Origin of the sequence: Corynebacterium sp. HMSC078A10 (assembly GCF_001811565.1) — a bacterium.
Classification (GTDB): Bacteria; Actinomycetota; Actinomycetes; order Mycobacteriales; family Mycobacteriaceae; genus Corynebacterium; species Corynebacterium hesseae.
Genome location: NZ_KV805217.1, coordinates 50,649 through 76,273 on the forward strand (window position 1 = coordinate 50,649; position 25,625 = coordinate 76,273).

23 protein-coding genes and 1 pseudogene are annotated in these 25,625 nt (G+C 64.4%); 18 read left to right on the top strand and 6 right to left on the bottom strand.

The window, feature by feature from the left end:
- Positions 1-37 precede the first annotated feature (37 nt).
- Positions 38-2,137 carry a 4-alpha-glucanotransferase gene (malQ, locus tag HMPREF2808_RS09010; protein ID WP_198530941.1) on the top strand — a complete coding sequence of 700 codons (2,100 nt, stop codon included), beginning with the start codon at positions 38-40 and terminating at the stop codon, positions 2,135-2,137.
- A gap of 63 nt (positions 2,138-2,200) precedes the next feature.
- On the opposite strand, the gene HMPREF2808_RS13540 is transcribed toward malQ, so the two are convergent.
- Positions 2,201-2,356, bottom strand: coding sequence for a hypothetical protein (locus tag HMPREF2808_RS13540; RefSeq protein WP_167595632.1), 156 nt, complete (start codon positions 2,354-2,356; stop codon positions 2,201-2,203).
- A gap of 174 nt (positions 2,357-2,530) precedes the next feature.
- Here HMPREF2808_RS13540 and HMPREF2808_RS09015 point away from each other — a divergent pair, with 174 nt between their 5' ends.
- On the top strand, positions 2,531-3,802 hold the full coding sequence (locus tag HMPREF2808_RS09015) for a carboxylesterase family protein (RefSeq protein ID WP_070519574.1): 1,272 nt from the start codon (positions 2,531-2,533) through the stop codon (positions 3,800-3,802).
- Here HMPREF2808_RS09015 and idi read toward each other — a convergent pair.
- Entirely contained in the window at positions 3,799-4,323 is a 525-nt protein-coding gene (gene idi, locus HMPREF2808_RS09020; RefSeq protein ID WP_070624491.1) for an isopentenyl-diphosphate Delta-isomerase, read from the bottom strand. The genes HMPREF2808_RS09015 and idi overlap by 4 nt on opposite strands.
- On the bottom strand, positions 4,320-4,856 hold the full coding sequence (locus HMPREF2808_RS09025) for a hypothetical protein (protein ID WP_070624492.1): 537 nt from the start codon (positions 4,854-4,856) through the stop codon (positions 4,320-4,322). The genes idi and HMPREF2808_RS09025 overlap by 4 nt, the downstream gene beginning before the upstream one ends.
- Positions 4,857-4,946: 90 nt before the next feature.
- Between HMPREF2808_RS09025 and HMPREF2808_RS09030 the strand changes: the two genes are divergently transcribed.
- The 12 genes from HMPREF2808_RS09030 to HMPREF2808_RS09085 all read left to right on the top strand — a co-directional run bounded on the left by HMPREF2808_RS09030 (position 4,947) and on the right by HMPREF2808_RS09085 (position 19,456).
- Positions 4,947-6,779, top strand: coding sequence for an ABC transporter ATP-binding protein (locus HMPREF2808_RS09030; protein ID WP_070624493.1), 1,833 nt, complete (start codon positions 4,947-4,949; stop codon positions 6,777-6,779).
- A 10-nt stretch (positions 6,780-6,789) separates the two neighbouring features.
- Positions 6,790-7,887: a MalY/PatB family protein gene (locus tag HMPREF2808_RS09035; RefSeq protein WP_070624494.1), complete on the top strand. Its 1,098-nt coding sequence runs from the start codon at positions 6,790-6,792 to the stop codon at positions 7,885-7,887.
- Between the two features lie 38 nt (positions 7,888-7,925).
- A complete protein-coding gene (gene brnQ, locus HMPREF2808_RS09040; protein ID WP_070624495.1) occupies positions 7,926-9,266 on the top strand; it encodes a branched-chain amino acid transport system II carrier protein in 1,341 nt (446 codons plus the stop codon).
- A 3-nt stretch (positions 9,267-9,269) separates the two neighbouring features.
- Complete coding sequence (locus tag HMPREF2808_RS09045; protein WP_070624496.1) at positions 9,270-10,250, top strand: LLM class flavin-dependent oxidoreductase; 981 nt, start codon at positions 9,270-9,272, stop codon at positions 10,248-10,250.
- Between the two features lie 77 nt (positions 10,251-10,327).
- Complete coding sequence (locus tag HMPREF2808_RS09050; RefSeq protein ID WP_070624497.1) at positions 10,328-11,083, top strand: GntR family transcriptional regulator; 756 nt, start codon at positions 10,328-10,330, stop codon at positions 11,081-11,083.
- Positions 11,080-12,498, top strand: a complete 1,419-nt coding sequence (locus HMPREF2808_RS09055; protein WP_070624498.1) for an ABC transporter substrate-binding protein — start codon at positions 11,080-11,082, stop codon at positions 12,496-12,498. Before HMPREF2808_RS09050 ends, HMPREF2808_RS09055 begins: the two co-directional genes overlap by 4 nt.
- Complete coding sequence (locus HMPREF2808_RS09060) at positions 12,495-13,400, top strand: ABC transporter permease (protein ID WP_070624499.1); 906 nt, start codon at positions 12,495-12,497, stop codon at positions 13,398-13,400. The genes HMPREF2808_RS09055 and HMPREF2808_RS09060 overlap by 4 nt, the downstream gene beginning before the upstream one ends.
- Positions 13,397-14,155 (top strand): ABC transporter permease, encoded by a 759-nt coding sequence (locus tag HMPREF2808_RS09065; RefSeq protein ID WP_070624524.1) that lies wholly within the window; start codon positions 13,397-13,399, stop codon positions 14,153-14,155. The genes HMPREF2808_RS09060 and HMPREF2808_RS09065 overlap by 4 nt, the downstream gene beginning before the upstream one ends.
- A complete protein-coding gene (locus HMPREF2808_RS09070) occupies positions 14,139-15,359 on the top strand; it encodes an ABC transporter ATP-binding protein (RefSeq protein WP_070624500.1) in 1,221 nt (406 codons plus the stop codon). The genes HMPREF2808_RS09065 and HMPREF2808_RS09070 overlap by 17 nt, the downstream gene beginning before the upstream one ends.
- Positions 15,331-16,968 carry an FUSC family protein gene (locus HMPREF2808_RS09075; protein ID WP_070624501.1) on the top strand — a complete coding sequence of 546 codons (1,638 nt, stop codon included), beginning with the start codon at positions 15,331-15,333 and terminating at the stop codon, positions 16,966-16,968. Before HMPREF2808_RS09070 ends, HMPREF2808_RS09075 begins: the two co-directional genes overlap by 29 nt.
- Positions 16,969-17,269: 301 nt before the next feature.
- Positions 17,270-19,075 (top strand): BCCT family transporter, encoded by a 1,806-nt coding sequence (locus HMPREF2808_RS09080; RefSeq protein WP_070624502.1) that lies wholly within the window; start codon positions 17,270-17,272, stop codon positions 19,073-19,075.
- Positions 19,076-19,456 carry a cell division FtsX domain-containing protein gene (locus tag HMPREF2808_RS09085; protein WP_070517895.1) on the top strand — a complete coding sequence of 127 codons (381 nt, stop codon included), beginning with the start codon at positions 19,076-19,078 and terminating at the stop codon, positions 19,454-19,456. It abuts the gene before it with no gap.
- On the opposite strand, the gene HMPREF2808_RS09090 is transcribed toward HMPREF2808_RS09085, so the two are convergent.
- Positions 19,453-20,100: a response regulator gene (locus HMPREF2808_RS09090; RefSeq protein WP_070624503.1), complete on the bottom strand. Its 648-nt coding sequence runs from the start codon at positions 20,098-20,100 to the stop codon at positions 19,453-19,455. The two genes, HMPREF2808_RS09085 and HMPREF2808_RS09090, sit on opposite strands and share 4 nt — an antisense overlap.
- The gene (locus tag HMPREF2808_RS09095; protein ID WP_246818554.1) at positions 20,100-21,269 is read right to left on the bottom strand and encodes a sensor histidine kinase; all 1,170 of its coding nucleotides are present in this window, start codon (positions 21,267-21,269) and stop codon (positions 20,100-20,102) included. Before HMPREF2808_RS09095 ends, HMPREF2808_RS09090 begins: the two co-directional genes overlap by 1 nt.
- Before the next feature lie 88 nt (positions 21,270-21,357).
- Between HMPREF2808_RS09095 and HMPREF2808_RS09100 the strand changes: the two genes are divergently transcribed.
- Genes HMPREF2808_RS09100 through HMPREF2808_RS09110 form a run of 3 tightly spaced genes read left to right on the top strand, consistent with a single transcriptional unit; the run spans position 21,358 to position 23,332 of the window.
- A complete protein-coding gene (locus HMPREF2808_RS09100; protein ID WP_083309055.1) occupies positions 21,358-22,146 on the top strand; it encodes a PrsW family glutamic-type intramembrane protease in 789 nt (262 codons plus the stop codon).
- Positions 22,143-22,565, top strand: a complete 423-nt coding sequence (locus tag HMPREF2808_RS09105) for a hypothetical protein (RefSeq protein ID WP_070624505.1) — start codon at positions 22,143-22,145, stop codon at positions 22,563-22,565. Before HMPREF2808_RS09100 ends, HMPREF2808_RS09105 begins: the two co-directional genes overlap by 4 nt.
- Complete coding sequence (locus tag HMPREF2808_RS09110; RefSeq protein ID WP_070624506.1) at positions 22,562-23,332, top strand: PrsW family glutamic-type intramembrane protease; 771 nt, start codon at positions 22,562-22,564, stop codon at positions 23,330-23,332. Before HMPREF2808_RS09105 ends, HMPREF2808_RS09110 begins: the two co-directional genes overlap by 4 nt.
- On the opposite strand, the gene HMPREF2808_RS09115 is transcribed toward HMPREF2808_RS09110, so the two are convergent.
- Positions 23,268-24,635 carry a M20 metallopeptidase family protein gene (locus HMPREF2808_RS09115; RefSeq protein WP_070624507.1) on the bottom strand — a complete coding sequence of 456 codons (1,368 nt, stop codon included), beginning with the start codon at positions 24,633-24,635 and terminating at the stop codon, positions 23,268-23,270. The genes HMPREF2808_RS09110 and HMPREF2808_RS09115 overlap by 65 nt on opposite strands.
- A 325-nt stretch (positions 24,636-24,960) precedes the next feature.
- Here HMPREF2808_RS09115 and HMPREF2808_RS09120 point away from each other — a divergent pair.
- Positions 24,961-25,625: pseudogene (locus HMPREF2808_RS09120) on the top strand (HNH endonuclease); the annotation flags it as partial.

A 25,625-nucleotide genomic window follows, 5' to 3' on the forward strand; every position in this document is an offset into this window, starting at 1 on the left:
TTACGCGCGTGGGGAGGGCGTGGCACAATTGGGGGATGTGACTACCCGTGATCTGCTTCAAGAACTTGCCCAACGCCACGGTGTGGCCTGCGAGTACACCGCCCAGAACGGACAGCCTGTGTACGTCAGCGAGGAGACAATCACCTACACGCTGCGCGCACTCGGCGTCTCTATCTCCGACCGTCCGGACGATGAGGAGCTAACCCAAGCCCTCTTCGAGGACTACCTCGCTCGGGCTTCCCGCCCGCTGCCGCCCTGCGTGGTGGCCCGCGAAGGCGCCGAAAAGTCCTTCGCCGTCCACGTCCACGACGGGGATCCGGTCTCCGTCACCATCGAATTGGAAAGCGGCGAGACCCGCCCGACTTACCAGGACCCCAACGATGCCCCGGCTGCCGACGTCTCCGGAACCATGTGGGGCGAGGCAAGCTTCCACGTCCCCGGCGACCTGCCTCTCGGATTCCATAAGCTGCTCCTGTCCTCTCCCGGCATCGGAGAGCACGAGTGCCCGCTCATCGTCGTGCCGAACCACCTGAGCACGGCGGATCGCTACCTTGAGCGCCCCGCGGCGGGTGCGATGGCGCAGCTGTACTCAGTGCGTTCCGAGAAGTCCTGGGGCATGGGTGATTTCGGTGACTTGGCAGAGCTGGCGGAACTGCTGGCGCCGGACTACGACTTCCTCCTTATTAATCCGCTGCATGCTGGCGAGCCGATTCCGCCGGTGGAAGACTCGCCCTACCTGCCCACCACGCGGCGATTCATCAATCCGATCTATATCCGCATCGAGGACGTCCCGGAGCTGAAACTACTCAGCCCGGAACTCCAGGATGACGTGGCCGAGCTGGCCGCCGAGTTCCGCGAGCGCAACCTGTCTGCAGAAGAGATTGATCGTGATTCCATCTTCGAGGCCAAGCTGCAGGTCCTCCAGGAGCTCTTCAACAAGGGGATGACCCCAGAGCGCCGCACCGCCTTTAGCGAGTACCAGCGCCGCGAGGGCCGTGGCCTGCGTAACTTCGCGCTGTGGTGCGCCGAGACCGAGCTCGAACGCCACAGCGGCCGTCGCCACGCGCTGAGCCTTGACGTCAGCGAGTTGGCTGAGTTCTATTCCTGGCTGCAGTTCCTCTGCGATGAGCAGCTAGATGCTGCCCAGCGCCGCGCGCTCGACGCCGGCATGAGCATCGGGCTTATCACCGACATGGCCGTGGGCATCCACCCCGCCGGTGCCGACGCCGTCAACCTGGCGGAATACCTCGCCCCGCAGTGTTCGGTGGGCGCCCCGCCGGATGATTACAACCAGCAGGGCCAGGACTGGTCTCAGCCGCCGTGGCACCCGGTCCGCCTGGCGGAATCCGGCTACCAGCCGTGGCGTGACTTGCTGCGTACGATGCTGGGCAACGCCGGCGGCCTGCGCGTTGACCACGTGCTCGGCCTGTTCCGCCTGTACTGGATCCCGCGCCACTCCACCCCGCTCAACGGCACCTACGTGTCCTATGACTGGGAGGCTATGCTCGGCATCCTCGCGCTCGAGGCTGAGCGCGCCGGCGCAGTGCTCGTGGGCGAGGACCTGGGCACCCTGGAGCCGTGGGTCCAAAACGCTCTGCGCGATATGGGTGTGCTGGGTACCACGATCATCTGGTTTGAGCACGCCGAGGACGGCCCCACCCCGCGCCCGCAGGATCAATACCGCCAGATGGCCATGTCCTCGGTGGGCACGCACGATCTGCCGCCGACGCTCGCCTTCCTGCGCGGCGACCACATCGCGCTGCGCGCCCGCTTGGGTCTGCTGACCCGCCCAGTGGCGGAAGAAGAAGCCGAGGACCGCGCGTGGCAGGAAAAGGTCAAGGACAACCTGCAGGCCTATGGCATGTTGGACAACCGCGAGAGCGAAAAGGACATGCTCGTTGCCCTGCACCGCTACATCGCGGGAACCCCGTCGGCGCTGACGGTGACCAACCTGGTGGACATGGTCGGTGACGTGCGCGCCCAAAACCAGCCGGGCACGACAAAGGACCAATACCCCAACTGGTGCATCCCGCTGTGCGATACCGCCGGCAAGCCGGTGTTGTTGGAGGATCTGCCGAAGCAGGAGCTCTACCAGCGCCTCGCCCAGGCCGCCACGAGGCCGGGTGCCGGGCGCTAGGGCTAGGAGGGGCGTCGGCAAGCGCGGCGCCCCTAGCGGCGTCTTCCCTTCAGGAAGACCCCCTTAAAAAACAACGCCGACGATGGCCACCACGACGATGAGCGCGATCATCAGCCAGAGGGTCACGCTCACTCGGGACTTAGGCAGTGCGCGTTTGCGGTGGGGAGGCTGCGGGCGCTCGGGGTCCCACAGGCCTTCGCGGTGATCATCGTCAGTCATGTTTCTTTATCCTAGTCGCGGGTGCTAGCCACGAATTCACACGGTCGATACCCCACATCAGCACCCACCCCATGACGGTCGCGGCCGGCACTGCGGTCACGGCGAGCACCGCCATCTGCGCCCACACTGGCGCCTGCACGAGCCATTCCATGCCCTCAGGGTAGCCTGTTGTCCATGAGCAGTGCACCTTTCGACGTCACCTGCCCCGCGGGCACCATCACCGGCTACCTCGATGGGGACGTGGCCCATTTCCACTCCATCGAGTACTCCCACATCCCGGGAGATTTCGACAACCCCGAGCCCGCCCCGCCGCGTGACCAGGACGCGCGCGAACCGCATCCGGAGAAGGTCGCGCTGACCATCACCGCCCCCGCGCCCGGCAATCGCACCGCCGCCCTAGCACCCACCCTGGTCTACATCCACGGCGGCCGCTACGAGCACGGCTCCCACGAGGACCCCCGGGCGGAGGGCACGCCGACTGCGGAGGCGGGCATGGTCCACGTGCAGCTGGGCTACCGCGTGGGCCTGCCGGGCCTGGCCCGCTTCCGCGATGATGAGCCCAACCACTACCGCGCCATCGAGGACCTGCAGCTGGGCTTGGAATGGATCCAGCGCAACATCGAGTCCTTCGGCGGCGACCCCACCAACGTCACCGTCGTGGGCCAGTCTGCCGGCGCTAATGCCGTTCTCTGGTTGTGTCGGCGCGATCACTACCGCGGGGCTTTTCGCCGCGCCGTGGCGCTCTCCCCGGGCTTCCCGCGGGAGAGCTTCGAGGAGCGCAAGGCCACGCTGCGCCAGGTGATGAAGAAGCCCATCACGCGCTCCTCCCTGGCGGCGATGGATAAGGAGGAGCTCGCGGCCGGCTACGCCAAGTTCCGCAAGAAGTACAGCCTCGATATGGCGCTGGGCCCCACCCCACTGGAGTGTGGGCAGCTTGCCGACGTCCCCCTCATCCTCGCCAGCACCCGAGACGAGTTCTACAACATCCCGGCCACGCAGAAGATCGACCGCTCCCCTTTCCGCGGCCTCATCCTGCGCTATGTGGCCCCGCGCTTTGGCTTTCCCCGCAACGGTTTCAAGCCGTGGTATCAGGTGGCACAGCACATGGATAAGGACCGCCCTATGGGACGGTTGGTGGGTGATGCCATCATCCGCCGCTGGGCGGCCGAGGTGGCAGAGAAGGCACCGGGTAAGACCTGGATGGTGGAGTTCACCCGCTCCTCGGGCCCGGCCTTGCACTGCGAAGAGCTGCGCCCGCTCTTCGGGGATACGGAGCTAGCACAGTGGCTGCGGGACTTCGTGCGCACCGGCGAGCCCGGTTTCGAGGCCTACCGCCCCGAGCACGCTATCTGGGAATACAACCTGGATAACGGCGAAAACCGCGTGGCCTATTCCAGCCTGGATTACATCTCGGCGGCCTTCGCCCAGGATGGCAGCCTGCTTTAGGCCAACAGGGCCTCGCGCAGCGGCTCGTGGGCCAGCTCCTCAACCATCCACGGGCTAAAGGCGAATGGCGTGGCATCGGCGGCAGCGAGGACATCGCGCACCGGGACCCACGCGAAGGAGTCCACCTCCTCTGGGTTGGGAGCCGGATCGTCTTCGGTTTCGAAGAGATAGACCGGGCAGATTTCATTTTCCACCACGCCGGAGGAATCCACGGCGCGGTAGGCAAAATCCGGCAGCACTAAGTGAGGTGTGCCGCTGAGGCCAAGTTCGAACTGGGCGCGGCGTATGACGGCGGCGGCAGTCGGCTCGTCCGGGCCCGGGTGCCCGCAGAAGGAATTGGTCCACACACCAGGCCAGGTCAGCTTGGACAGGGCGCGGCGAGTCAGCAACAGCTCGCCTCCGCGCACCACCCAGGCGGAGAAAGCAAAGTGCAGCGGAGTATCCGCGGTGTGGACGGCGGCCTTCTCAGCTACGCCTGCGGGTTTGCCCTCGGGCGAGGCTAGAACGACGAGTTCCGTCATAGATTGAGGTCTCCTACAAAACGCACGTTGCCGATGCTAAAGCGCGCGTTCCACAGGTTGCCGGGGGCAACGTCATAGACATACTGGAGGTTGGTGGACGCGCCTGCCCCCAGCGGGTGGTCCAAGCCCGGCGCGGCTACATCTGGGTGGACAGCGGGGTCAACATCAATCGAATCCACGGTGGCCCAGCCGCCGTTGCCGTCGGCGCGCTCGAGGGTGGGTTCCGGGAGGGCGTCGGCAGGCATGGGCACCTCGTTGAGGTTGTGGATCTTTACCGTGAGCACCGTTCCACCGCCGCCGGAGTACAGGCCCTGCAGCTCATACTCCACGTTGAGGCCCTTGTCCTTGACCGGTGCCGCCAGGTTAGAGGTCACCTCTTCGGCGTCCACGTCTTTAGCCTCAAAGGTCGGCGGCTCCGAGCTGGACACCACGATGTTGTCCTGCGGGCCCGCGTCCGGCGGCTGGAGGATGCTGCAGCCTGAGAGGGCAGCCAGGCACAGCGGGGCACACGCTAGGGGGAGGTACTTCTTCACCGCGAATCCTTTTCCATCACGACTTCGGTTTCTCCCTTACCTTAGTCGACGGGTTGGATATTCCTATTAAGGGCGTAACATCGGCCGACGATGAACTCTATTCTCCGCATCGTCCGCAGCGCGTCTGCGTTGTGGCAGTTCTATCTCGGCGTCCTAATCACCGCGTCAGTTACCGCGATTCTCTCGCTGCTGACTCCCTTCATCCTCCGCGAGGCCACCGACACCGTCGTCGCAGGAGGCCCGCTGCGCACCATCCTCTGGTGGGTCGTCGCGCTCTTTGTGGCGGATGCGCTGGGCAACGTGGTGAAAAACATCGGCGGCTATATCGGCGATGTCATGGTGGCGCGCCTGCGCCAGATTCTGTCCACGCGCTACTTTGCCAAGCTGCTCTCCGTGCCGCAGGGCTATTACGACAACCAGGTCACCGGCACCATCATCGCGCGTTTGGATCGCTCGATTGCGAATATCACGCAGTTCCTGCAGTCCTTCTCCAATAACTTCTTCGTCATGCTGATCCAGGCCGCGGCGGTGTTGGTCATCACCGCGGTGTACTACTGGCCGCTGGCTATCTTGCTGGCAGCGCTCTTCCCCATCTATATGTGGCTCACCGCGCTGACCTCGGAGCGCTGGCAGAAGTATGAGGGGATCAAGAACGAAAACATCGACGTGGCCAATGGGCGCTTCGCGGAGGTCATCGGCCAGGTAAAGGTGACCAAGTCCTTCGTGGCCGAGGCCCGCGAGTTGGCCTCCTTCAGTTCGCGCTACCGCACGGTGGTGGACACGACGAAGCCGCAATCGCGGTGGTGGCATTCCATGGATACCGCGCGCGGCGCGGCCATGGCGCTGATCTTCTTAGGCATCTATGGCCTGATCTTCTGGCGCACCTTGGAGGGCCACTTCTCCATCGGTGACATGGTCATGCTCCTGCAGCTAGTGAACATGGCCAAGCAGCCGGTGTTCATGATGAGCTGGATCGTGGATGTCAGCCAGCGCGCCATCGCCGGATCCAAGGACTATTTCAAGGTCATGGAGGAAACCCCGGAACCGACGGTAAACCCGCAGCTGGTCGCCGCCGCTGGCACCTCCGACGTCCCCGAGCTCGATCTCACCCCGGCCGAGCCTCTGCGCCCAACGCAAGGCCCGGTCTTTGCCTTCGAGGACGTGTCCTTCTCCTATGAGTCGGATAAGCCGGTCGTCGCCGATATTTCCTTCGCCGCCCAAGAGGGCCATAAGGTCGCGCTTGTCGGCGAATCCGGCGGCGGCAAGTCCACCTTGGTCAACCTGCTGCTGGGCCTGTACCAGCCCACGGAGGGAAAGCTGACGGTGCTCGGGCACGACGCCGCAGAGCTTACCGCCGAGCGCCTGCGCGCCTCGGTCGGCGTGGTCTTCCAGGAGTCCTATCTCTTTTCCGGCACCATCAAGGAAAACATCGCTTATGGCAAGCCGGGGGCGACGATGGAGGAGATCTTAGACGTCGCCAAGCGCGCCAATGCGCACGACTTCATCGAGGAATTCCCCGATGGTTACGACACCGTCATCGGTGAGCGCGGCCTCAAGCTCTCCGGCGGGCAGAAGCAGCGCGTGGCTGTGGCGCGCGCCATGCTGAAGGACGCCCCCATCCTCGTGCTCGACGAGGCCACCTCGGCGCTGGACACCAAGGCCGAGCGCGCCGTCCAGGCCGGTCTGGACGAGCTCATGAAGGACCGCACCACGCTCATCATCGCGCACCGCCTGTCCACCATCGCGGACGTGGACACCATCATCACCCTCGACCACGGACGCATCTCCGAAATTGGTTCGCCGGCCGAGCTGGCGCAGTCCGGTGGCATCTACGCCGAGCTGCTGCGTTTGACCCAATCCGCCTCCGCCGCCGACCGCCAGCGGCTGAAAAAATACGGATTTGTGCAGCCCAACGACGAGTAAGGTGGGGCGCATGCATTTCCCTAGCCTGAAAGAACTTAGTGCCCGCGGCACCCGCAAGTGGACCGTCTATGACGAGGACATCATTCCCCTGTGGATCGCTGAATCGGACTTCCTCACCGCCCCCGCGGTGAAGGAAGCAATACAGGAGGCTGTCGACGCCGAATCCTTCGGCTACACCCCAGCCCCCAAGGCCTCCGAGCTCAACGCGGCCCTGGCGGATTTCTATGAATCGCGCTACGGCTGGCGCCCACAGCACGTCTTCTGGATTGGGGACGTCGTGCGCGGGCTGCTGCTCGGGGTGCAGTACTTTACTGAGGGCGCGGTGGCCGTACCGGTTCCGTCTTACCCGCCGCTGTTGGAGCTGCCGGAGACCGCGGGGCGCGAGAAGATAGAGACCTCGCTGGAGCTAGACGATATCGAGCGTGCCTTTAAGGCTGGCGCCGGCTCTATCCTGCTCTCCCACCCTTATAACCCGCTGGGCATCGTCTTCGACGAGGACTGGCTGCGGGGGCTCGTGGAACTGGCGGATAAGTATGATGCCCGTATCCTCTCCGATGAGATCCATGCCCCGCTCATCTACGAGGGCCGCCACATCCCGCTGGGTTCCTTGTCCGACCGCGTCATCACCGTCACCGCCACGTCCAAGGCGTGGAATACCGCGGGCCTCAAGTGCGCGCAGGTGATCTTCTCCAACTCCGTGGACGTGGAGCGCTGGAATTCGCTGACCGGTGTGGCCAAGGACGGCACCGGCACGCTGGGCGTTCTGGCGGCGGAGGCCGCCTACCGCGACGGCGGGGAGTTCCTCGACGAGGAGATCACGTACCTGAAGAAGACCCGCGACTGGCTGGTGGAGGAGCTGCCCAAGCGCGTGCCGGGCCTAAAGACTTCCCACCCGCAGGCCACCTACCTGCTGTGGTTGGACTTTTCCGGGACCGCTATTGGTGATGACCCGAAGCCCGCGGCGTGGGTCCGCGAGCACGCCAAGGTGGCTCTCAACGAGGGCGTGACCTTCGGTACGGGCGGCGAGCACCACGCGCGTTTGAACTTCGCCACCTCCCGCGAGCTGCTCGAAGAAGCGCTGGACCGGCTGGAGAAGGCCTTCAGCTAGAGTTTACATCTCATGTCATGGGCATTATTCTTAGAAAAATGTCCATTAATGACGCTCAGGCTCCCTCTCAGTCCGCCTCGAAGACGGGTTCTCCCATCGGCATCGTCATCGTTGCCTCACTCATGCTTTTCTCCATGTTCTTTGGAGCGGGCAACCTCATCTTCCCGCCGGAAGTCGGTGTCTCCTCCGGCACCAACTTCTGGCCCGCCACTTTGGGCTTCCTCGCCGCCGGCGTGGCGCTGCCGGTCTTGGCTGTGGTCGCGGTGGCCATTTCCGGCCAGTCCGTGCGGGATATCGGAAACCACGGCGGCAAGATCTTCGGCGTGGCCTTCTCCGTCATTGCGTACCTGGCCATCGGTGCCTTCTACGCCCTGCCGCGTACCGGCGCGGTGTCCATGGAAACCGCCATCACCCCGCTGCTGGGCTGGGAGGGGACCTTCGCCAACGGCGCCTTCAACGTCGTCTTCTTCCTTATCGCGTTGGCTTTGGCCTGGCGCCCGAATGACATCATCGACACCTTGGGCAAGTTCCTCACCCCGGCGCTGGTCATCCTGCTCGCGGTCCTCATCACCCTCGCTACCGTGGCGAATCCCCGCATGCCCGGCACCCCAACCGAAGAGTATGCCTCCGCACCCTTCGTTACCGGCCTCTTTGAGGGCTATAACACCATGGACGCCATCGCGGGCCTGGCTTTCTCCATCGTCATCGTGACCTCCCTGCGCTCCAAGGGTTTTTCCAAGAACAGTGAGCTGCTGCGCGGAACCATTCTCTCCGCGGTCATCGCCGGCGCCCTGCTCGCCGCCATCTACCTGGGGCTGGCGTGGATCGGCCAAACCATGCCGAACGGTGCCTCCTATGAGTCCGGCGCCGCCTTGCTTGCCGACGCCTCCAATCTCACCATGGGCAACATCGGCCAGGCCGTCTTCTCCGCCATCGTCATCCTGGCGTGCATGACCACCGCCGTGGGCCTGATTTCCGCCACCTCGGAGTTCTTCGCCCTCCTTGTGCCGAAGACCACCTACCACCTGTGGGCCTGCCTGTTTACCGCGCTGTCCATCGCCTTCGCTTTCCAGGGCCTTGACACGGTGCTTGCCATCGCGGTGCCCTTCATCGTGTTCTTGTACCCGCCGGCTATCTCGCTGATTGCGCTGACCCTCCTGCAACCGGTGGTCAAGAAGTGGGTCACCTTCTACTGGGGTTTCCGCTTGGCGCTGTGGGTTTCCGTGCTGTGGTCCGCCGCCACATCCTTCGGCGCCCCGCTTGATTTCGCCCCTGGCCAAGACGTTGGTTTGGGCTGGGTGGTTCCCACGCTCCTCGCATTTGCCATCGGCGTTATCATCGACGTTGTATCTACAGGCTCGTCGAAGAAAAGTGAGTAGCTCATGACGTCCCGCGCCGCTTTGTCCGTCCTCGATTTCTGCACCATCTACCCGGGGGAATCTCCCTCCCAGTCCATGGCCAGGTCGGTCGAGCTGGCGCAACGCGCGGAGGCATTGGGGTTTAAGCGCATGTGGTACACCGAGCACCACAACATGCCCTCCATTTCTTCCTCCTCCCCGGCGGTGCTCATCGCACACATCGGCGCGAAGACCGAGCGCATCCGCTTGGGCTCCGGCGGCGTCATGCTGCCGAACCACGCGCCCTATGTCATCGCCGAACAATTCGGCACCCTCGCCGAGCTCTACCCCGGCCGCATCGACCTCGGCCTGGGCCGCGCCCCCGGCACTGACATGCAGACCTTGGGCCGCGCCCTGCGCCGCGATGGCCACGCCGCCGAACGCTTCCCCGAGGACGTCAAGGAGCTACAGGGCTACCTCTCCGGAAAGTCCCTCATCCCCGGTGTGAAGGCCATCCCCGGCCACGGCACCAACGTCCCCATCTACATCCTGGGATCCTCGCTTTTCGGCGCCTCGCTCGCCGCCAAGTACGGGCTTCCCTATGCCTTCGCCTCGCACTTCGCCCCGCAACACCTCGAGGCAGCCACGGCCTACTATCGCGAGAATTACCAGCCTTCCGAAGCCCACCCGGAGCCCTATGTCATCGCGGGTGTCAACGTCACCGCGGGTGAGGACGCCGAAGAGGAATTTGAAAAGGTCTGCTTCCGCCGCGTCAAGGCCTTTGCGGGTCGTGGCAAGCAGCTCAGCGACGCCGACGTTGCCCGCATCATCGATTCCCCGCAGGGCCAGCAAATCATCGGCATGCTGAAGTACTCCGCCGTCGGCAGTATCGAGCACGTGCTCGACTACCTCACGGAATTCCAGACGCTAGCCCAGGCGGATGAGCTCATGATCTCCCTGCAATCCACAAGCCACGAGGCCGCCTTGGGTAACATGGTTAACCTGGCTCAAGCGTGGCAGCTGTAGGCGGACGCGCCCTCGCGCATCCGCGCTTCCATACGTCACTGTCCATCACAGCGTTTTCTACATAGAGGAGCATCACCGTGGCCCTTCGCGGTACACAGCAGCACAGTATTATCGCTGACTATCTGCGCAATCTCATCCGCAGCAAGAAGCTTTCTCCCGGTGATTTTCTGCCCAGCGAGGCCGAGCTGTGCGAGCAATTCTCCTCATCCCGCGGTCCCGTGCGCCAGGCCGTCGCGGCGCTGCGCTCGGAGGGCCTCATCTCCTCCGGCCGCGGCCGCCGCTCTGTCGTTCTCGGCCGTTTCACCTCGGAGTCCTTCGACTCCATCTACTCCGTGACACACTGGCTGCGCGAGCGCGGATTCGAGCCCGGCGCCTCCACCCGGTGGCTGGGCCGCTGTCCCGCTACCGAAAGGGAGGCCGAGTTCCTGCGGGTAGAGCCCGGCTCCCCGGTTATCTTTGTGCACCGCGTGCGCAGCGCCAATGGCATGCCCATCGCCATCGAGCGCATGTTCTTCCCTGTGGACGTGGGCAGCCACATCCTCAACTTCGATGCCGATAATGAGTCCATCCACGATCACCTGCGCAAGCAAGGCGTGGAATTCGACAATGTCAACCGCGAGCTCTCGCTGGTCTCTGCCAGTGAGGAGGATGCGCGCTCCCTCAACGTGGAGCCCGCCTCCCCGCTGTGGCGCCTGCACCTCGACATCTCGGATCACTCCGGGCATCCCGTCGAGTGCACCGAAATCCTGTACCTCGGGGACCGCCTCACACTTGGCATGACGAGCGTGCGCGGCACCACCTCCCCGCTCGAGGTCAAGTTGTCCGAAGGATGAAGGCCTGGTTAGGTGCGCTGGGGGTGGTGCTGGGGGCGTCGCTCAGCGCCTGCTCCGCCGGTTCCACGGCGCTTGTTGATTCTGATTCCTCCGCGCTGACGCTGGCCACGACGACGCCCGCGACGTCCCTGGATTTCACCACCGTCGGCGGCGCCGCCATCCCGGCCGCACTCATGAGCAACGTCTACGAGACACTGGTGCGCATCTCGCCTGAGGGAGAGATTGTGCCCGGCCTCGCCGAATCCTGGGAGGTGGACTCCACGCGCTACACCTTCCACCTGCGCGAGGCCTCCTTCTCCAACGGCGAGGCCTTCACCGCACACACCGCCGCGTGGTCCATCAACGCGGTGAAAACAGAGTGGACCAACGGGCTCAAGAAGCAGATGGACGTGGTGGAATCCGCCACGGCGGTGGATGATCACACGCTCGTCGTCGAGCTATCCCGCCCCTCCGCCGGCTGGTTATGGTCCATGGGTACCGTCATCGGCGCCATGCGCACGCCCACTGAAGCTGTGGGCACCGGCCCCTTCGCCGTCGCCGGCTTCTCCCCCAACGAGTACATCGCGCTGCGCGCCCGCCCCGACTACTGGGGCACCCCGGCGAAGGAAGACATCACCATCCGCTACTTCCCGGATTCCCTCACCGCGGTTAACGCCCTGCGCTCCGGCGGGGTCGATGCCGTGTGGGGCGTGCAGAACCCCGAGCTGCTCGACACCCTCGATGACTCCATCGAAACCGCAGTCGGCACCACGAACGGCGAGGTGCTGCTGTCCATGAATAACCAGGCAGCGCCTTTCGACGACCCCCGCGTGCGCCGCGCGGTGGCCTATGGCATCGACCGCCAGGCCGCCAACGAGATCCTCTGGGAGGGCCGCGCGAAAGATACCGGCGGAGCGCCCGTCCCGCCGACCGATCCCTGGTTTAGTGGAAAGGACTACTACCCTTATCATCCGGCGCGCGCCCGCGCGCTGATGGAAGAGGCCGGGGCGGTGGGCACGCCGCTCACGCTCACCGTGCCAAGCCTGCCCTATACGCAAACACTCTCCGAGTTCCTCTACTCGCAGCTGACGGAGATGGGATTCGAGGTCACGCTGGAAACCGCGGAGTTCCCCGCCGTGTGGCTGAGCCAAGTCATGGGGGCGAAGGACTATCAGATGTCGCTCGTCGCGCACGTCGAACCGCGCGATATCCCCACCATCTTTGGCGCCCCGGACTATTACATCAGCTATGATTCGCCGCAGACCCGCACGTTGTTGGAGCAAGATGACATGACAGGTGCGGTGGACCAAATTATGGAGGACATGCCCGCCCTGACCTTGATGAACATGCCCAATATCGTGCTCTACCGCGAGGGCCTGACCGGCCTACAGCCTAACCAGATCACCGATGCCATCGAGCTTAAAGGTGTGCGATGAGATTCCTGCGCTTCCTCGGCACCATGTGGGCCGCCTCCATCATCATCTTCCTGCTCATGCGGGCCGTGCCCGGCAACCCGGCGCGCGTGGCCTTAGGTGTTAACGCCACCGATGAATCCGTGGCGGAGCTGACCCACGCCATGGGCCTGGACCGCCCGCTCATCGTGCAATACCTGGAGTGGATGAAAGGGCTGTTGACCGGCAATTTCGGCGTCTCGCTGTCCTCGCAGCAGGACATCACCCCGCTCGTAATTGACCGCGCGCAGGTTACGCTGTTGCTCATCGGGCTGGCCATCGCCCTAGCCTTGGCCGGGGCTATCCCCATGGGCATCCTGCTGGCCCGCTTTAGGCTCCCCGTGCTCAACGCCGCCACGCAGCTGGGTATTGCGGTACCCAGCTTCCTGGTCGGTATCTTGTTGGTCGCCGTGTTCTCCGTGCACTTGGGATGGCTGCCGGCGAATGGCTGGCAGCTGCCGCGCGAGGGACTCAGCCACCTGGTCCTGCCGGTCATCTCGCTGGCGCTGGTGCAGGGCGCGATGCTCACCCGCTACGTGCGCGCCACCCTCCGCGAGGAAATGGACAAGGACTACATCCGCACCGCCCGCTCCCTGGGTGAATCCCGCTCCGGGGCGCTGATCCGCCACGGCCTACGCAACGCCGCCCTGCCCGTACTCACCGTCACCGGCGTGCAGCTGAGCACCCTGGTGGTGGGCGCGGTGGTCATCGAGAACGTCTTCGTCATCCCCGGCTTGGGCTCTCTGCTTCTCGACGCCGTCTCCACCCGCGACCTCACCACCGTCCAGACCCTCATCATGGTCTTCGTGACCTTCACCCTGACCGTCAACCTGCTCACGGACCTGGCCTACCGGGTCATCGACCCGCGGCTGAAGGAGGCGCGATGAAACCCGGCTATATCCTGGTGGGCCTGACCATCCTGCTTGCGCTGGTCTCCCTGGTGTGGACACCCTATGACCCCAACCTCATCTCTCCCGACCGCCTGGCCGGCCCCAGCCTGGAGCATCTCATGGGCACCGACCGCTTCGGGCGCGATACCTTCTCCCGCATCCTCGCCGGCGCTCAAGTCACCGTGCTGGTGGGCGTCGTGGCGGTGGCTATCGCCGCACTCATCGGCGTGCCGCTCGGCATCGTCGCCGGGATGCGCGGTGGAGGTTTCATCATGGCGGCCACCGACCTGTTGCTCGCCTTCCCCGCGCTCCTGCTGGCCATCGTCGCCGGCGCGGTGTGGGGCTCCTCGACGCTCACGGCCACCATCGCCATCGGCATCGCCGGCATCCCCTCCTTCATCCGGGTCACGCGCTCCGGCACGCTGCAAATCATGACGCAGGACTATATCGCGGCCGCGCGCATCTCGCGCGTGCCGCCGGCGCTCATCGCGTGGCGCCACGTACTGCCCAACCTCGGCGGCATCGTGGCCATCCAGGCTTCCGTCTACTTTGCGCTGGCCGTCCTCGCCGAAGCCGGTCTCTCCTACCTCGGCCTGGGCACTGCCCCGCCGACCGCCTCGTGGGGCCGCATGCTTCACGACGCCCAGCCCCTCCTCGCCACCCACCCCCTCCAGGCGCTGTGGCCCGGGCTGGCCATCGCCGGCACCGTCCTCGGATTCAACCTTCTAGGAAGCCATGCTGACCGTCACTGATCTGCGCGTGGGCCCTGTTGGCCCCCTCTCCTTTTCCATCGCTCCCGGCGAGCGCGTCGGCCTCGTCGGGGATTCCGGCAGCGGCAAGTCCCTGACCGCCCTGGCCATCATGGGGCTTTTGCCCGATCACTTGCAGGCCACCGGATCCATTCAGTTCAACGGCCAGGAGCTGCTGGGCATGCGCGACCGCGACCTGCGCAAGCTACCGCTGGCCATGGTCTTTCAAGAACCCATGACCGCGCTCGACCCGCTGATGAAGGTGCCCGGCTTCAACCGCTTCCCGCACCAGCTCTCCGGCGGGCAGCGCCAGCGCGCACTCATCGAGATGGCCATGGCCCGCCGCCCCAAGCTCCTCATCTGCGATGAACCGACCACCGCGCTGGATCCCTTCACCCAGGAAGAAATCCTGACCACCATCGTGGAAGCCGCGGACAACGAGGACACCGCGCTGCTGTTTATTAGCCATGACCAGGATGTCGTCAAGCGCGTGTGCGACCGCGTCGTGCGCATCGGCGAGGTCACCACGCCCGATCTCACCCCACCACCCGTACCTACCTTGGGCGAGCCCGTCATCACGCTCACAAACGTGACCAAGACCTACCGCGGGGTGACCGCGCTGGACGACGTCTCCCTCACCGTCCGCGAGGGCGAGCGCCTCGGCATCGTCGGCGGCTCCGGCTCCGGCAAATCCACGCTGCTCAAGCTGCTCACCGGTTTGGCGGAGCCGACCTCGGGAACGGTGGACGTCGCCAAGCGCGTGCACATGGTCTTCCAAGACCCCAAAGCCTCGCTCAACCCGCGCATGCCTATTTGGAAGATCGTGGCCGAGGGCGGCGGGACCCGCGAGGAGGCCGAGGCCGTGCTGCGGGAGGTCGGCATCGAAGGCTTCGAGCGCTATCCGCGGGACTTCTCCGGCGGGCAGCGCCAGCGCATCTCGCTGGCGCGCGCCGTGGTAGGCAAGCCGGATATTCTGCTGGCGGACGAGGCCGTCTCGGCGCTGGACGCCACCTCTCGGGCCCAGGTCCTGGAGCTGCTGCAGCGCGTGACGAAGGACATGACGCTGGTTTTTGTCTCCCACGACATCGACGTCGTGCGCCACTTGTGCCCCACGGTGGCGGTCCTGCAGGACGGCCGGCTGGTCGAGCGCGGCGAAGCGAGTAAGGTGTTCTCCCGATATGGAACACCCACTGCCGCAACGCCCTAACGCCCTTCAGCTCTTTACCGCCTTCAACACCTCCGCGCGCCGTTGGCCCGGTGCCCTGCGCGCGGCATTGGCGATCATTATCCCCGGCGGGATCGCTGTTTTAACGGGCCACCCGGATGCGGTGCTGCTCATTTCCGCCGGCGCCTTCTCCGTCATCTACGGCGAGGGGCACCCCTACCGCACGCGGCGCCGCGTGATCCTCACCGCTGGCGGGCTGCTCACGCTGGCGGCTACGGCCGGTTCCCTGGTCGGCGTGCATGGCCTGGCGCTGTCCGCGGTGTTTACGGTGGCTCTGTCGACGACCGGCGCGTTCGTGCAGAATGCGCTGCGGCTGCCACCGCCGGGTTCCTTCTTCATCGTGATGGTGGCCGGTGGTTCCACCATGCTGCGCGGGGTCTCCCCGTGGGAGGTGGCCGCGTGGAGCCTGGCCGGCGTGGCGGCAGGCTACGTGCTGGGCATGGTGCCGCGCTTTAGGGATCCGCACGGCCCGGAAACGCGCGCGGTAGCCGCGCTAGAGAAGGCCGCCGATGCCTTCCTTCACTCGGACACCGATTTCTTGGCCCGCCACCACCAGGCGCAATCCGCTATCTCCACCGCCTGGCAAGCGCTTGCCGACGCCGGCGTCATTCGCGGTCGCCGCATCCGCCGCCCCGCCCAGGCGGAGCTGGTCCACCGCGCGCTGGCCGCGCAACAGCGTATCGTGGCGCACCACAAACAGGTGGGCGGCAACTCGGATCAACTCTCTGATTCCCCCACCTACGTCGACCCTGACCGCACCGCCATCCCGCACACCAAGCCGACGATGCGCTACCGCTTCTACCGCGCTGCGGTAGGCAATTCCCACGCGGTGGTGACGGCGGAGAAAATCGCGCTCGGCGGCCTGGTCACCGCGTTCATCGGCTTGGCGCTGGGGCTTAACCGCCCGGACTGGGGCGCGGTGTCGGTGCTCCTGGTCTTGCAGTGGGGCCCCGACCGGGTGCCGGGGACGATTCGCGGCATCCAGCGCATGCTGGGATCGGTCTTGGGCGTGTGCCTCTTCGCTCTCATCGCTTCCTTCAGCCCGCACGGCTGGGGGCTGGTGCTCGCGTTGGCCTTCTGCCAGTTCTGCGCGGAGATTCTGGTGGTGAAGAATTACGCGCTGTGCGTTATCTTCTCCACCCCGCTGGCACTGCTGATGGGCAACTCCTCGGAGCATTTGGCCCACACCATCGGCTCGCGCATGGCGGAGATTGGACTCTCCGTGGTCGTGGCGATGCTCTTCTTGTGGCTGTGGAAACCGCGGGCCCAGATGACCAACCACTACCGCCTGCAAACGCGCTGCTTCGAGGCGATGGCAGCCTTGCTCGGCTCCCTGCTTATCAAGACCCCGGAGGAAGCGCTGGCGCAGCGCCGCGACCTGCACTACGAGCTGCTCTCGGAGCGCCGCAGCATCCAATCACTTGCCACCAACCACTCCGATATCAGCCAGTTCTGGCAGCGCCACACGGCTCTGCAAACCGCCGGTTACTTCCTCCTCGACTTCTGCGTGGTCAACCCGCTCTCACAGCCCAGCCGCGCGGAGCTGGACACACTCATTGAGAAGATCACCGCAGCGGAAATGCGTCAATGACCTCATAGTGCGCACCCGCCGCGGAGTACTCGCGGGCGCACAGAAGAGGCGGATTATTTCACCGTGAACAGCAGGTTCGGGTCGAGGACGTGTTCCTCCACGAGTTCGAAGAGGGCAAAGGCTTCCTCCAGCTCACGGACATTCTCATCAAAATTAGGCAGCGGCATGGCATTCCAATCGACGCAGAAATAAGTGCCTTCATCCTAGCTCACAACGCTGTCATTTCGCGCACCTGCGATAATGGTGAGGGTGAACACTCGAAAAATCTACCGGTCCACCCGTTGGCCTCTATCCCCACAACATGCACCCGGGCTTGGTTCTCGGAATCGGTGTGGAGGATCAACGCAACGCTTTCACCCTCGATAAAATCACCTTCTTCAGCACTGCGACCTTCGTCGTAGCCTTCATCATCTGGGGCATCACCTCACCGGAGTCCGTCTCCGCCGCCTCCTCCACGGCCTTTTCCTGGGCCATCACCAACGCCGGGTGGCTGCTCAACATCACCATGATGATGGCCGTCGTCACTATGCTCTACATCGGCTGCTCCCGCCTCGGCCGCATCAAACTCGGCACCGATGACGAGGAACCCGAGTTCGGCTGGTTCAGCTGGGTGGCCATGATGTTCGGTGCCGGCATCGGCGTCGGCATCTTCTTCTACGGTCCTTCGGAGCCGCTGTCGCACTACATCACCCCGCCTCCCCACACTGTCGACGGCAACAGCGTCGAAGCCCTCCACCAAGCAATGGCTCAGGCGCACTACCACTGGGGTATCTCTCCCTGGGCGGCCTACGCCCTCGTCGGCGGCGCCATCGCCTACTCTTCCTACCGCCGCGGCCGCGTCCCGCTGGTGTCCTCGATTTTCAAGCCCCTGTTTGGCTCCCGCGATACCGACGGGCCGCTGGGCAAGCTTATCGACATCCTCGCACTCGTCGCCACGCTCTTCGGCACCGCCGCCACGCTGGGGCTCTCCGCTATCCAGATCGGCCAAGGAGTCTCCATCATCCGCGGCGCAGGTCCGTTGACCAATGCCGTGCTCATCGCGATCATCGCCGTGCTGGGGTGCGGGTTCATCATCTCTGCGGTCTCTGGTGTCTCCCGCGGCGTGCGCTACCTGTCCAACTTCAACATCACGCTCACGCTCGGCCTGGTCATCTTTGTCTTCTTCACCGGCCCGACCTTGCTCCTGCTCAACCTCGTGCCCTCCGGCATCGTCACCTACATCGACCAGCTTTTGCCCATGATGGCCAAGGGCCTGTCCTGGGGCGATGAAACCATCGAATTCCAGTCCTACTGGACCGCCTTCTACTGGGCATGGTGGATCGCGTGGACGCCCTTCGTCGGCATGTTCGTCGCCCGCATTTCCCGTGGCCGCACGCTGCGCGAATTCACCGCCGTCACCGTCTTCGCGCCCTCCCTCATCCTCATTTTGGCCTTCACCATCTTCGGCGGCACGGCCATCACCTTCCAGCGCGAGGAGCTCCCCAACTTTGATGGCTCCGCTTCCGGCGAGCAGGTTCTCTTCGCCATGTTTGACCACCTGCCGCTGAGCAGCATCACACCATTTGTTCTGATCGTGGTGCTGGCGGTCTTCTTCATCACCTCTGCCGATTCCGCATCGGTCATCATGGGAACCATGTCCTCCAAGGGCAATCCCGCGCCGAACAAGTTCATCGTCATCTTCTGGGGACTGTGCATGATGGGCATTGCAGTCGTCATGCTGCTCACCGGCGGCGAGGACGTGCTCACCGGCCTGCAGAACCTCACCATCCTCTCGGCGCTCCCGTTCTGTCTGGTGTTACTGTTCATGATGGTGGCCTTCATCAAGGACCTGCGATCCGACCCGATGTTCATCCGCCGCGCCTACGCGCGCGCCGCGGTGGAAAACGCCGTCGTGCGCGGCATCGAGGAGCACGGCGATGACTTCGAGCTCACCGTCGAGCACGCCGACGAAGGCCGCGGTGCCGGCTCCGACTTCGACTCCTCAGCCCACCGCTACACGGACTGGTACCAGCGCACCGATGAAAAGGGCGAGAATGTAGACTACGACTTCGACACCGATACCTGGGCCGATGGCTACGACCCGAACTCTGAACAGAAGGAGACCTAAGTGGGCATCCCCGACGATGTCGTCCTCGACGGCTACACGCTTATCGAACAGCACGAAGTGGACCACGAGTTCCTCATCAATGGCTCGCCGCTCGCCGTGGATACGCCTCTGCTATTCGCACTCACGATTGTTGGTGTTCTCCTCGTGGCGGCCAGCTTCTTCCTGCGCAGGCCGGGCCGCATCATCGCCGGGCTCTTGGGCGCGATCCTGACGCTGACCAAGCTGTGGTGGATGCCCATTGCACTTGCCCGCCAGTTCAACGACAGCCAGGTCTTCGGCTACGCGCTGAAGTACTACCCCCAGTACTGGCCGGCGGCGTCCATCATCGTGATCGTCATCGCGCTGCTCGGCCTCGCCTCCGCGTTTATCCGCCGGCGCTAGCGCGCTTCCAACACCGCAATCGCGATGTGCACCCGGTTGATGCCGCCCAGCTTGTCCAGGATGTGCTTGATGTGGGTCTTCACCGTCGTAACTGACACGTAGAGCTGCCCCGCGATCTCCTGGTTGTCCAGGCCCTGGGCCACCAGCTGCGCCACCTCGTTCTCGCGCTGGCTTAAGCCCTCCAGCGGGCGAGGTCCAGGCGCCTCTGGTTCTGTCGGCGCGGGCTCGGGGTGCTTGAGCGCCAACAGGTTCTTCAGGGCCTTCGGACTCAAAAGCTGCTGCCCCGTGGCGGCGGCCCGCACCGCGGAGACTAGGCCCTCCGGCTCGATGGTCTTCAGCAGAAAGCCCATAGCGCCCGCATGCAGCGCATCCACGATGAACTCATCCGTATCGAAGGCGGTAAGCATGACCACCGGGATATCCGGCGCGCTCGCGCGCAGTTTCCCGGCTGCCTCGATGCCATCCATGACGGGCATGCGGATGTCCATGAGGACGACGTCCGGTTGCAGGTCCAGCACTCGGGCCACGCCGTCGCGCCCATTGCTGGCTTCGGCCACGACCTCAATGTCCGCGGCGCCCTCCAAGATGAACCGGATACCGCGGCGCAGCGCCTGCTCGTCATCGACCAATACCACTGAAATCATTACGCGCGTGCCTCCTCCGGTAGTTCGAGGACCCAGGTGAAGGTGGAGGCGTCGTCAAGCACTGTGAAAGTACCTCCCACCAGCCGGGCGCGTTCCTCCAGCCCCAACAAGCCGTTGCCGCCACCGGACTCTGGCTGCGCAGCCACTTTCTTGTTCTGCATGGTCACCCGCACCTTATCCTCCTCGTTCTCCACGGTGAGCGTCACCTTCTTCCCCGGCGCGTACTTGCGCGCGTTGGTCAGCCCCTCCTGCACGGCGCGGCCCAGTGTGTGGGCGGCTAGTGTGCTCAGCTTATCGACGTCCCCCTTCTTATACCGCACCTTCGTCCCCGCCGCGCGAGCGCGCCCGATGTGCTCCTCGATGCTCGCGCGCGGATCCACCCGGTCATCCACGCGCAGCGCCTTGATAACCCCACGCAGGTCCTCCACGGCGGCCTTGGCCTCCGATTGGATGGTGTCTGCCGCCTCGGCGACCCGCTCCGGGTCGGCGTCCTTGCGGTAGCTCAAGCCTCCCGCGTACACGGAAATAAGGCTGAGCCGGTGCGAAAGGGAATCGTGGATATCGCGGGCAATGCGGTTGCGTTCCTCCAGGCGGGCGCGCTCCTCGCGCGAGCGCAGCTGATCCTCGTTGAGCTCCGCCAGGCTCACCAGCGTGACCTCGCGCTGGCGGCGCTGCGCGCGCACCGAGCCCGTAATCCAAGCAACGATGAGAAAGAGGCTTCCATAGAACACGTAACCAAAGGGATCGAAGATGTTCATCCGAATGTAAGGCACAGAGATAACGGTCACACACGAGGCCACGAAGACCGCCGTCCCCGCCAGGGACCACCGCAGTCGGCCGCGCGAGATGATTGAAATCAACACCACCAGCACTGACAGCGACAGTGGGCGAAACCCGCCTAGTACCAGGACGAGCAGAGCCACAATCAGCACCACCGGGTGGCCGGGGTACTCCTCGTGGATGTTGCGCTCCCGCCGTGAGTGGTGCAGGGCGAAGGGCAGCAGAATCCACGTGGCGAAGCTAAATAGACCCATCAAGCCCAAAACAAGGGCTTCCTGATCCGTCCCCTCGAAGTTTTCGATATGGGGGATCCATGCCGCCAAATCCGCCACCACGCAGAGCAGAATGAGCAGCACCGTGATCCACAGTGGTCGCGTCTTTCTCGTCATGGTTGCCACGATAGTTCTCCCTGCGTTCCGGAAAATCCTCCCTGCGGAGGATACCGGCACCCCGGGCACGGTTCATAGCCTAAACCGCATGAGAAGAACACAGACTTTGTACGAGCTGCTCACCGCCGCCGGGCTGGTGTACGTCGCTTATGATTTCTCCCACGGAGCTTTCGTGCCCACAAGTGCGCTCGCCGCGGTGTTGTACGCGGCCGTGGCCATTGGTCTCACGCTGCTGATTCTGCGCAAGCACCCCGGCATTGCGCACGGGGTGGTGTGGGGTATTGCGGTCGCCGGAGTCGCGGCTTCGCTCAACGAGTGCATGAACCACCTCCTCATCCGTACGGTCCCGGACTGGCTGGTCATCGCTGGAATCGCCCCGCTTAACGAGGAAGTCCTTAAATTCCTCGGCGTCGTCTTCATCTGCACCTGCGTCATCCGGCCCCGCCACTGGGCGGACTACGTCTTCGTCGGCGTGGCCGTGGGCATGGGCTTTAGCGTGACCGAGAACGCCATCTACTACGCCAACATGACACTGGAGAACCTCGATTCTGATCTCAAGGGAACGCTTCTGGGGCTCCTTGCCCGATTCATCGCGAACCCGCTCATGCATTCCTTCTTCACCTCAATCGCGGCTTACGGGCTCTCCCGCCGGCAACCGGTGCGCTGGTTGCTCATCGCCATGGCGGTGCACTTCACGGCTAATTTCGGCCCGTCTATCTCTACCGCGTTTGACGACGCCCTATGGCCCATCTTCCCCACCTTCCTCATCCTCATCGGCCTGTGGGTGGCCATGATTATCAGCATTGTCAAACTCCGCAAAATCCTCCCTGCGGAGGATACCGGCGCAAAACCGCAGCTCTTAGGGTCGAAAGCATGAGAAACACACTGATTTATTCCTGCATTGGCGTCCTCGCCGCAGTACCGCTTGCCGACGCCCTCCTCCCCGACCCCACTCCCGACACCACCCCCGTGCGCGGCATCCCGGGACTGGAGTGCCCGGAGGATCCGTACGCCTCCTCGCAGACCTGGAACTGCGGGAGCGCGACCATCATTTCTGAGGAAGGCAGCTCCTCCCGCGAGGTCGAGACGTACCTGCCGCGCCAGCACCGCTCCTTCAACGGGACCAGCGCGCTGACCGACGCCCCCATCACCACCCAGGCTGCCGAGCTCTACCGCGTCGAGGACGGCGACGGCATCACGCTGTCTCAGCGGCACAACAACACCATCTCCTTCCTCCACATCTACGGACCAAAGGCACGTGACTTCGCCGACCGCGTGCAGCCGGAGGACGCATGAAGTACCTGTACTACCTGCTGACCCTCGGCGCGCTGGCCGTCACCGCCTTCCACTACGCGGGCGAGCCCTTCCTGCCCGCAAGTGCTCTGGCCGCCGTGATCTTCGCCGCCGTACTCGTCTCCCTCACGCTGTTCTTCCTGCGCCGCCGGCCGGGAATTGCGCACGGCGTGGTGTGGGGGTTCGCGGTTTCCGGGCTCGCGGTGGAACTCAACACGAACATGTCCCACCTCCTCGCCCGCGCGGGCCTAGAGTGGCTGGGCGCTGCGGGGTATGCGCCGCTCATCGAGGAGGTGCTGAAGTTCCTCGGCGTGCTGCTTATCTGCGCCTTCGTCATCCGGCCCCGCAGCTGGCTCGACTACGTCCTTGTGGGCGTGGCCGTGGGTATCGGCTTTACTGTGGGTGAGGACGCCACCGCCTTCGCGCGCATGACGGCGGACAACCTCGATTCGGATACCGCCGGGGCGATCGGGGCAGGCGTCATCCGCCTGGCCTCCAACCCGCTCTCCCACTCGCTGTTCGCTGGGCTTAGCGCCTATGGCCTATCCCAGAAGCAGCCGGTACGCTGGCTCATTATCGCCATCGCGGTGCACGCCACGAAGAATCTCTTCCCGTCGTTAAGCACTGCGCTCGACGACGCCATCTGGCCCCTCCTCGCCGGCATGGTCGTCGTGCTCGCCGAGTGGGTAGCCACCATCTGGGGCACTATTGCGCTGCGGAAGAAGGCGGCTGCGCATCCGCCCCTGTCCCCTGCACCGGCGCACGCATAGCCTTCGTGGCCGGCGAGGGGTGGGCGTCCTCGGCGGCGAGGCGCTCAAAGGCCACCGCCGCCAGGGCTGCGGCTTGGTCTCCCAGAACGGAATCATCGAAACGCACCTGCGGTGAATGGTTCCACTCGCGCATGTGCTCCGGGGTGTGCGGATCCCCCGTGCCGAACCACATGAACGTGCCCGGCACCTGGGCGAGCACCGCGCCGAAGTCCTCTGAGGCCATCATCGGGGTATCCATGGTCAGCACGTTTTCCGCGCCGAACATACCCGCCCACAACGACGCCGCGAACTGGTCCTCGCGCGGTGAGGTCTTGGTGGCCGAGTACAGGACCTCGAAGTCCACCTTCGCGGTACAACGATGGGAAGCCGCCACGGAGCTCGAGACCTCGATGATCATTTGGCGGACGGCGTCGATGTGTTCGTCGCGAAGCACGCGCACCGTCGCGCCCAACTCCGCCTTGTCCGGGATGACGTTGACCGCGCCGTCGCCCGCGCGCAGGTTGGTCACCGTGATGACAATCGGCGAGTTCGCATCGAAGCGCCGGGTCAGCGCCACTTGCAGCGCCATCTGGATCTCCGCGAGGGCCGCAACGGGATCGATAGCATCGTGCGGGCGCGAGCCATGCCCACCCTTGCCGTAGACGGTGATCCCCAGATTGGACGACGAGGCCATCATTGGGCCAGCAATATGGTGGAAGGTACCCTTATCCTGCGGGCCGACGTGCAGACCGTAGGCGGCGATGGGCCGGCGGCCGGCGGCGTCGAGCACGCCCTCATCGATCATCGGCTGCGCGCCGCCTGGGCCTTCCTCGCCCGGCTGGAACATGAAGATGACATCGCCCAACAGCTCCTCGCGGTGGCGGCACAGCATCTTCACCGCGCCGATAAGCCCCGCCGTGTGCAGGTCGTGGCCACAGGCATGCATGTTGCTATTCGTCGAGGCAAACGGGCTGCCCGTTTGCTCACGCACCGGAAGAGCGTCCATGTCCGCGCGCAGCAGCACCGACACGGGGCGCTCGCCGCGCTTGCCGCCGCGCAGCACCGCGACGACCGAGCTGAGGTCACGGCCCAGATGAATCTCCAGCGGTAGGCCATTAAGGGTTTCGAGCACCTTCTCCTGGGTGCGCGGCAGGTGCAGCCCCACCTCCGGGTTCTGGTGCATATCGCGGCGGAAGGCCTGCAACTCCGGAAGCAACTCCCGGCCTTCCTCCACGAACACGTGGCTGGCCAACCGCTCCCCGAGCTTGGCCGAGACCATCGGAAGCGGTGGCAATTGCTGACGGTGGCGCGGGGCCATCTTCATGGTGTCATCCTTTCCGAGCATGTGCGCCGAGCATACCGGAAACTGCTGTGCTGTCAGGTCGGTTTGGGCTCAAGCTGATGGGCTACCCATGCCCGCTATCCCCGATAGCGAACCTACTGCGAGGCTGTGCGAAATGGTCTCAGGAGGATCTCGTTTCGACCGGCTTTACCGAGAGGAGAAAGGTTGGGCAGCAGCGTATGGCGAGTTCAATTGGTATGCGAACCAACCAACTCAATCTAGGGGCTTTTCTCGTACCAGCCCCATTAACCAGGAATTTTGTCCCTCCGGTTGCGGGGCCCACGGTGCTGTTTTAGTCTCTGTGGCCATGGGGGATATTGAAATCTACATCCGCCTTCGCAATTCGGGGATTGCGTTGGTGGAAAACATTCCTGGCTCACCCGATGAGCTTCGCGCGCTCGGTGCTTCTGCTTCCGATGCTGCCGAACTTGCAAACCTTAACCAGGTTTATTTCGGCCCCACCCGCTTTAGCGGCAAACAACGCAAAGCCCGTACCGCAGCCCTTCAACAACGCCACAGCCTCGGCACCCTTACCCTCATCGAGTCCTACACCGCGAAGGTGAAGAAAACCCTCGACGCCTGGAACCTAAGGGTCAAACTCGCCGCCACCCCCGCACACCGCATCCCCACCGTCGCCGCCACACGACTGAAAGAACTCCGCTCCAAACGCATAGCCAAACCAGGCGTGCGCATCACCTACCGGGAACAAGGCCCCAACACACTCTCCATCACTGACGACGCCACCACGATCGCCAACATGCGCGGCGTACTCGAATCCACCAACACCACCGACCTCCTTCAAGCCGCCAACGACATCTTCTTCAAAGAAAGCACCGGTTCCAAACCCGCCGTACGAACCCAAGTCATCGTCACCCTCAACGAGCTCGACCAGATCATCAACGGCGACGGGGACGACATCGAACTCAACCTCACTAACGGTGGGCGCATGACCGGGGCAGAATTCCTCACCCA

What these genes read in the sequence shown, in the direction of transcription:
- HMPREF2808_RS13540 (WP_167595632.1), bottom strand. Translation starts at nt 2,356, where the DNA reads ATGACTGACGATGATCACCGCGAAGGCCTGTGGGACCCCGAGCGCCCG.
- brnQ (WP_070624495.1), top strand. Translation starts at nt 7,926, where the DNA reads ATGTCCATTAATGACGCTCAGGCTCCCTCTCAGTCCGCCTCGAAGACG.
- HMPREF2808_RS09015 (WP_070519574.1), top strand. Translation starts at nt 2,531, where the DNA reads ATGAGCAGTGCACCTTTCGACGTCACCTGCCCCGCGGGCACCATCACC.
- HMPREF2808_RS09035 (WP_070624494.1), top strand. Translation starts at nt 6,790, where the DNA reads ATGCATTTCCCTAGCCTGAAAGAACTTAGTGCCCGCGGCACCCGCAAG.
- HMPREF2808_RS09105 (WP_070624505.1), top strand. Translation starts at nt 22,143, where the DNA reads ATGAGAAACACACTGATTTATTCCTGCATTGGCGTCCTCGCCGCAGTA.
- HMPREF2808_RS09115 (WP_070624507.1), bottom strand. Translation starts at nt 24,635, where the DNA reads ATGAAGATGGCCCCGCGCCACCGTCAGCAATTGCCACCGCTTCCGATG.
- HMPREF2808_RS09055 (WP_070624498.1), top strand. Translation starts at nt 11,080, where the DNA reads ATGAAGGCCTGGTTAGGTGCGCTGGGGGTGGTGCTGGGGGCGTCGCTC.
- HMPREF2808_RS09045 (WP_070624496.1), top strand. Translation starts at nt 9,270, where the DNA reads ATGACGTCCCGCGCCGCTTTGTCCGTCCTCGATTTCTGCACCATCTAC.
- HMPREF2808_RS09080 (WP_070624502.1), top strand. Translation starts at nt 17,270, where the DNA reads ATGCACCCGGGCTTGGTTCTCGGAATCGGTGTGGAGGATCAACGCAAC.
- HMPREF2808_RS09065 (WP_070624524.1), top strand. Translation starts at nt 13,397, where the DNA reads ATGAAACCCGGCTATATCCTGGTGGGCCTGACCATCCTGCTTGCGCTG.
- idi (WP_070624491.1), bottom strand. Translation starts at nt 4,323, where the DNA reads ATGACGGAACTCGTCGTTCTAGCCTCGCCCGAGGGCAAACCCGCAGGC.
- HMPREF2808_RS09100 (WP_083309055.1), top strand. Translation starts at nt 21,358, where the DNA reads ATGAGAAGAACACAGACTTTGTACGAGCTGCTCACCGCCGCCGGGCTG.
- HMPREF2808_RS09075 (WP_070624501.1), top strand. Translation starts at nt 15,331, where the DNA reads ATGGAACACCCACTGCCGCAACGCCCTAACGCCCTTCAGCTCTTTACC.
- HMPREF2808_RS09060 (WP_070624499.1), top strand. Translation starts at nt 12,495, where the DNA reads ATGAGATTCCTGCGCTTCCTCGGCACCATGTGGGCCGCCTCCATCATC.
- HMPREF2808_RS09070 (WP_070624500.1), top strand. Translation starts at nt 14,139, where the DNA reads ATGCTGACCGTCACTGATCTGCGCGTGGGCCCTGTTGGCCCCCTCTCC.
- HMPREF2808_RS09090 (WP_070624503.1), bottom strand. Translation starts at nt 20,100, where the DNA reads ATGATTTCAGTGGTATTGGTCGATGACGAGCAGGCGCTGCGCCGCGGT.
- HMPREF2808_RS09110 (WP_070624506.1), top strand. Translation starts at nt 22,562, where the DNA reads ATGAAGTACCTGTACTACCTGCTGACCCTCGGCGCGCTGGCCGTCACC.
- HMPREF2808_RS09095 (WP_246818554.1), bottom strand. Translation starts at nt 21,269, where the DNA reads ATGACGAGAAAGACGCGACCACTGTGGATCACGGTGCTGCTCATTCTG.
- HMPREF2808_RS09030 (WP_070624493.1), top strand. Translation starts at nt 4,947, where the DNA reads ATGAACTCTATTCTCCGCATCGTCCGCAGCGCGTCTGCGTTGTGGCAG.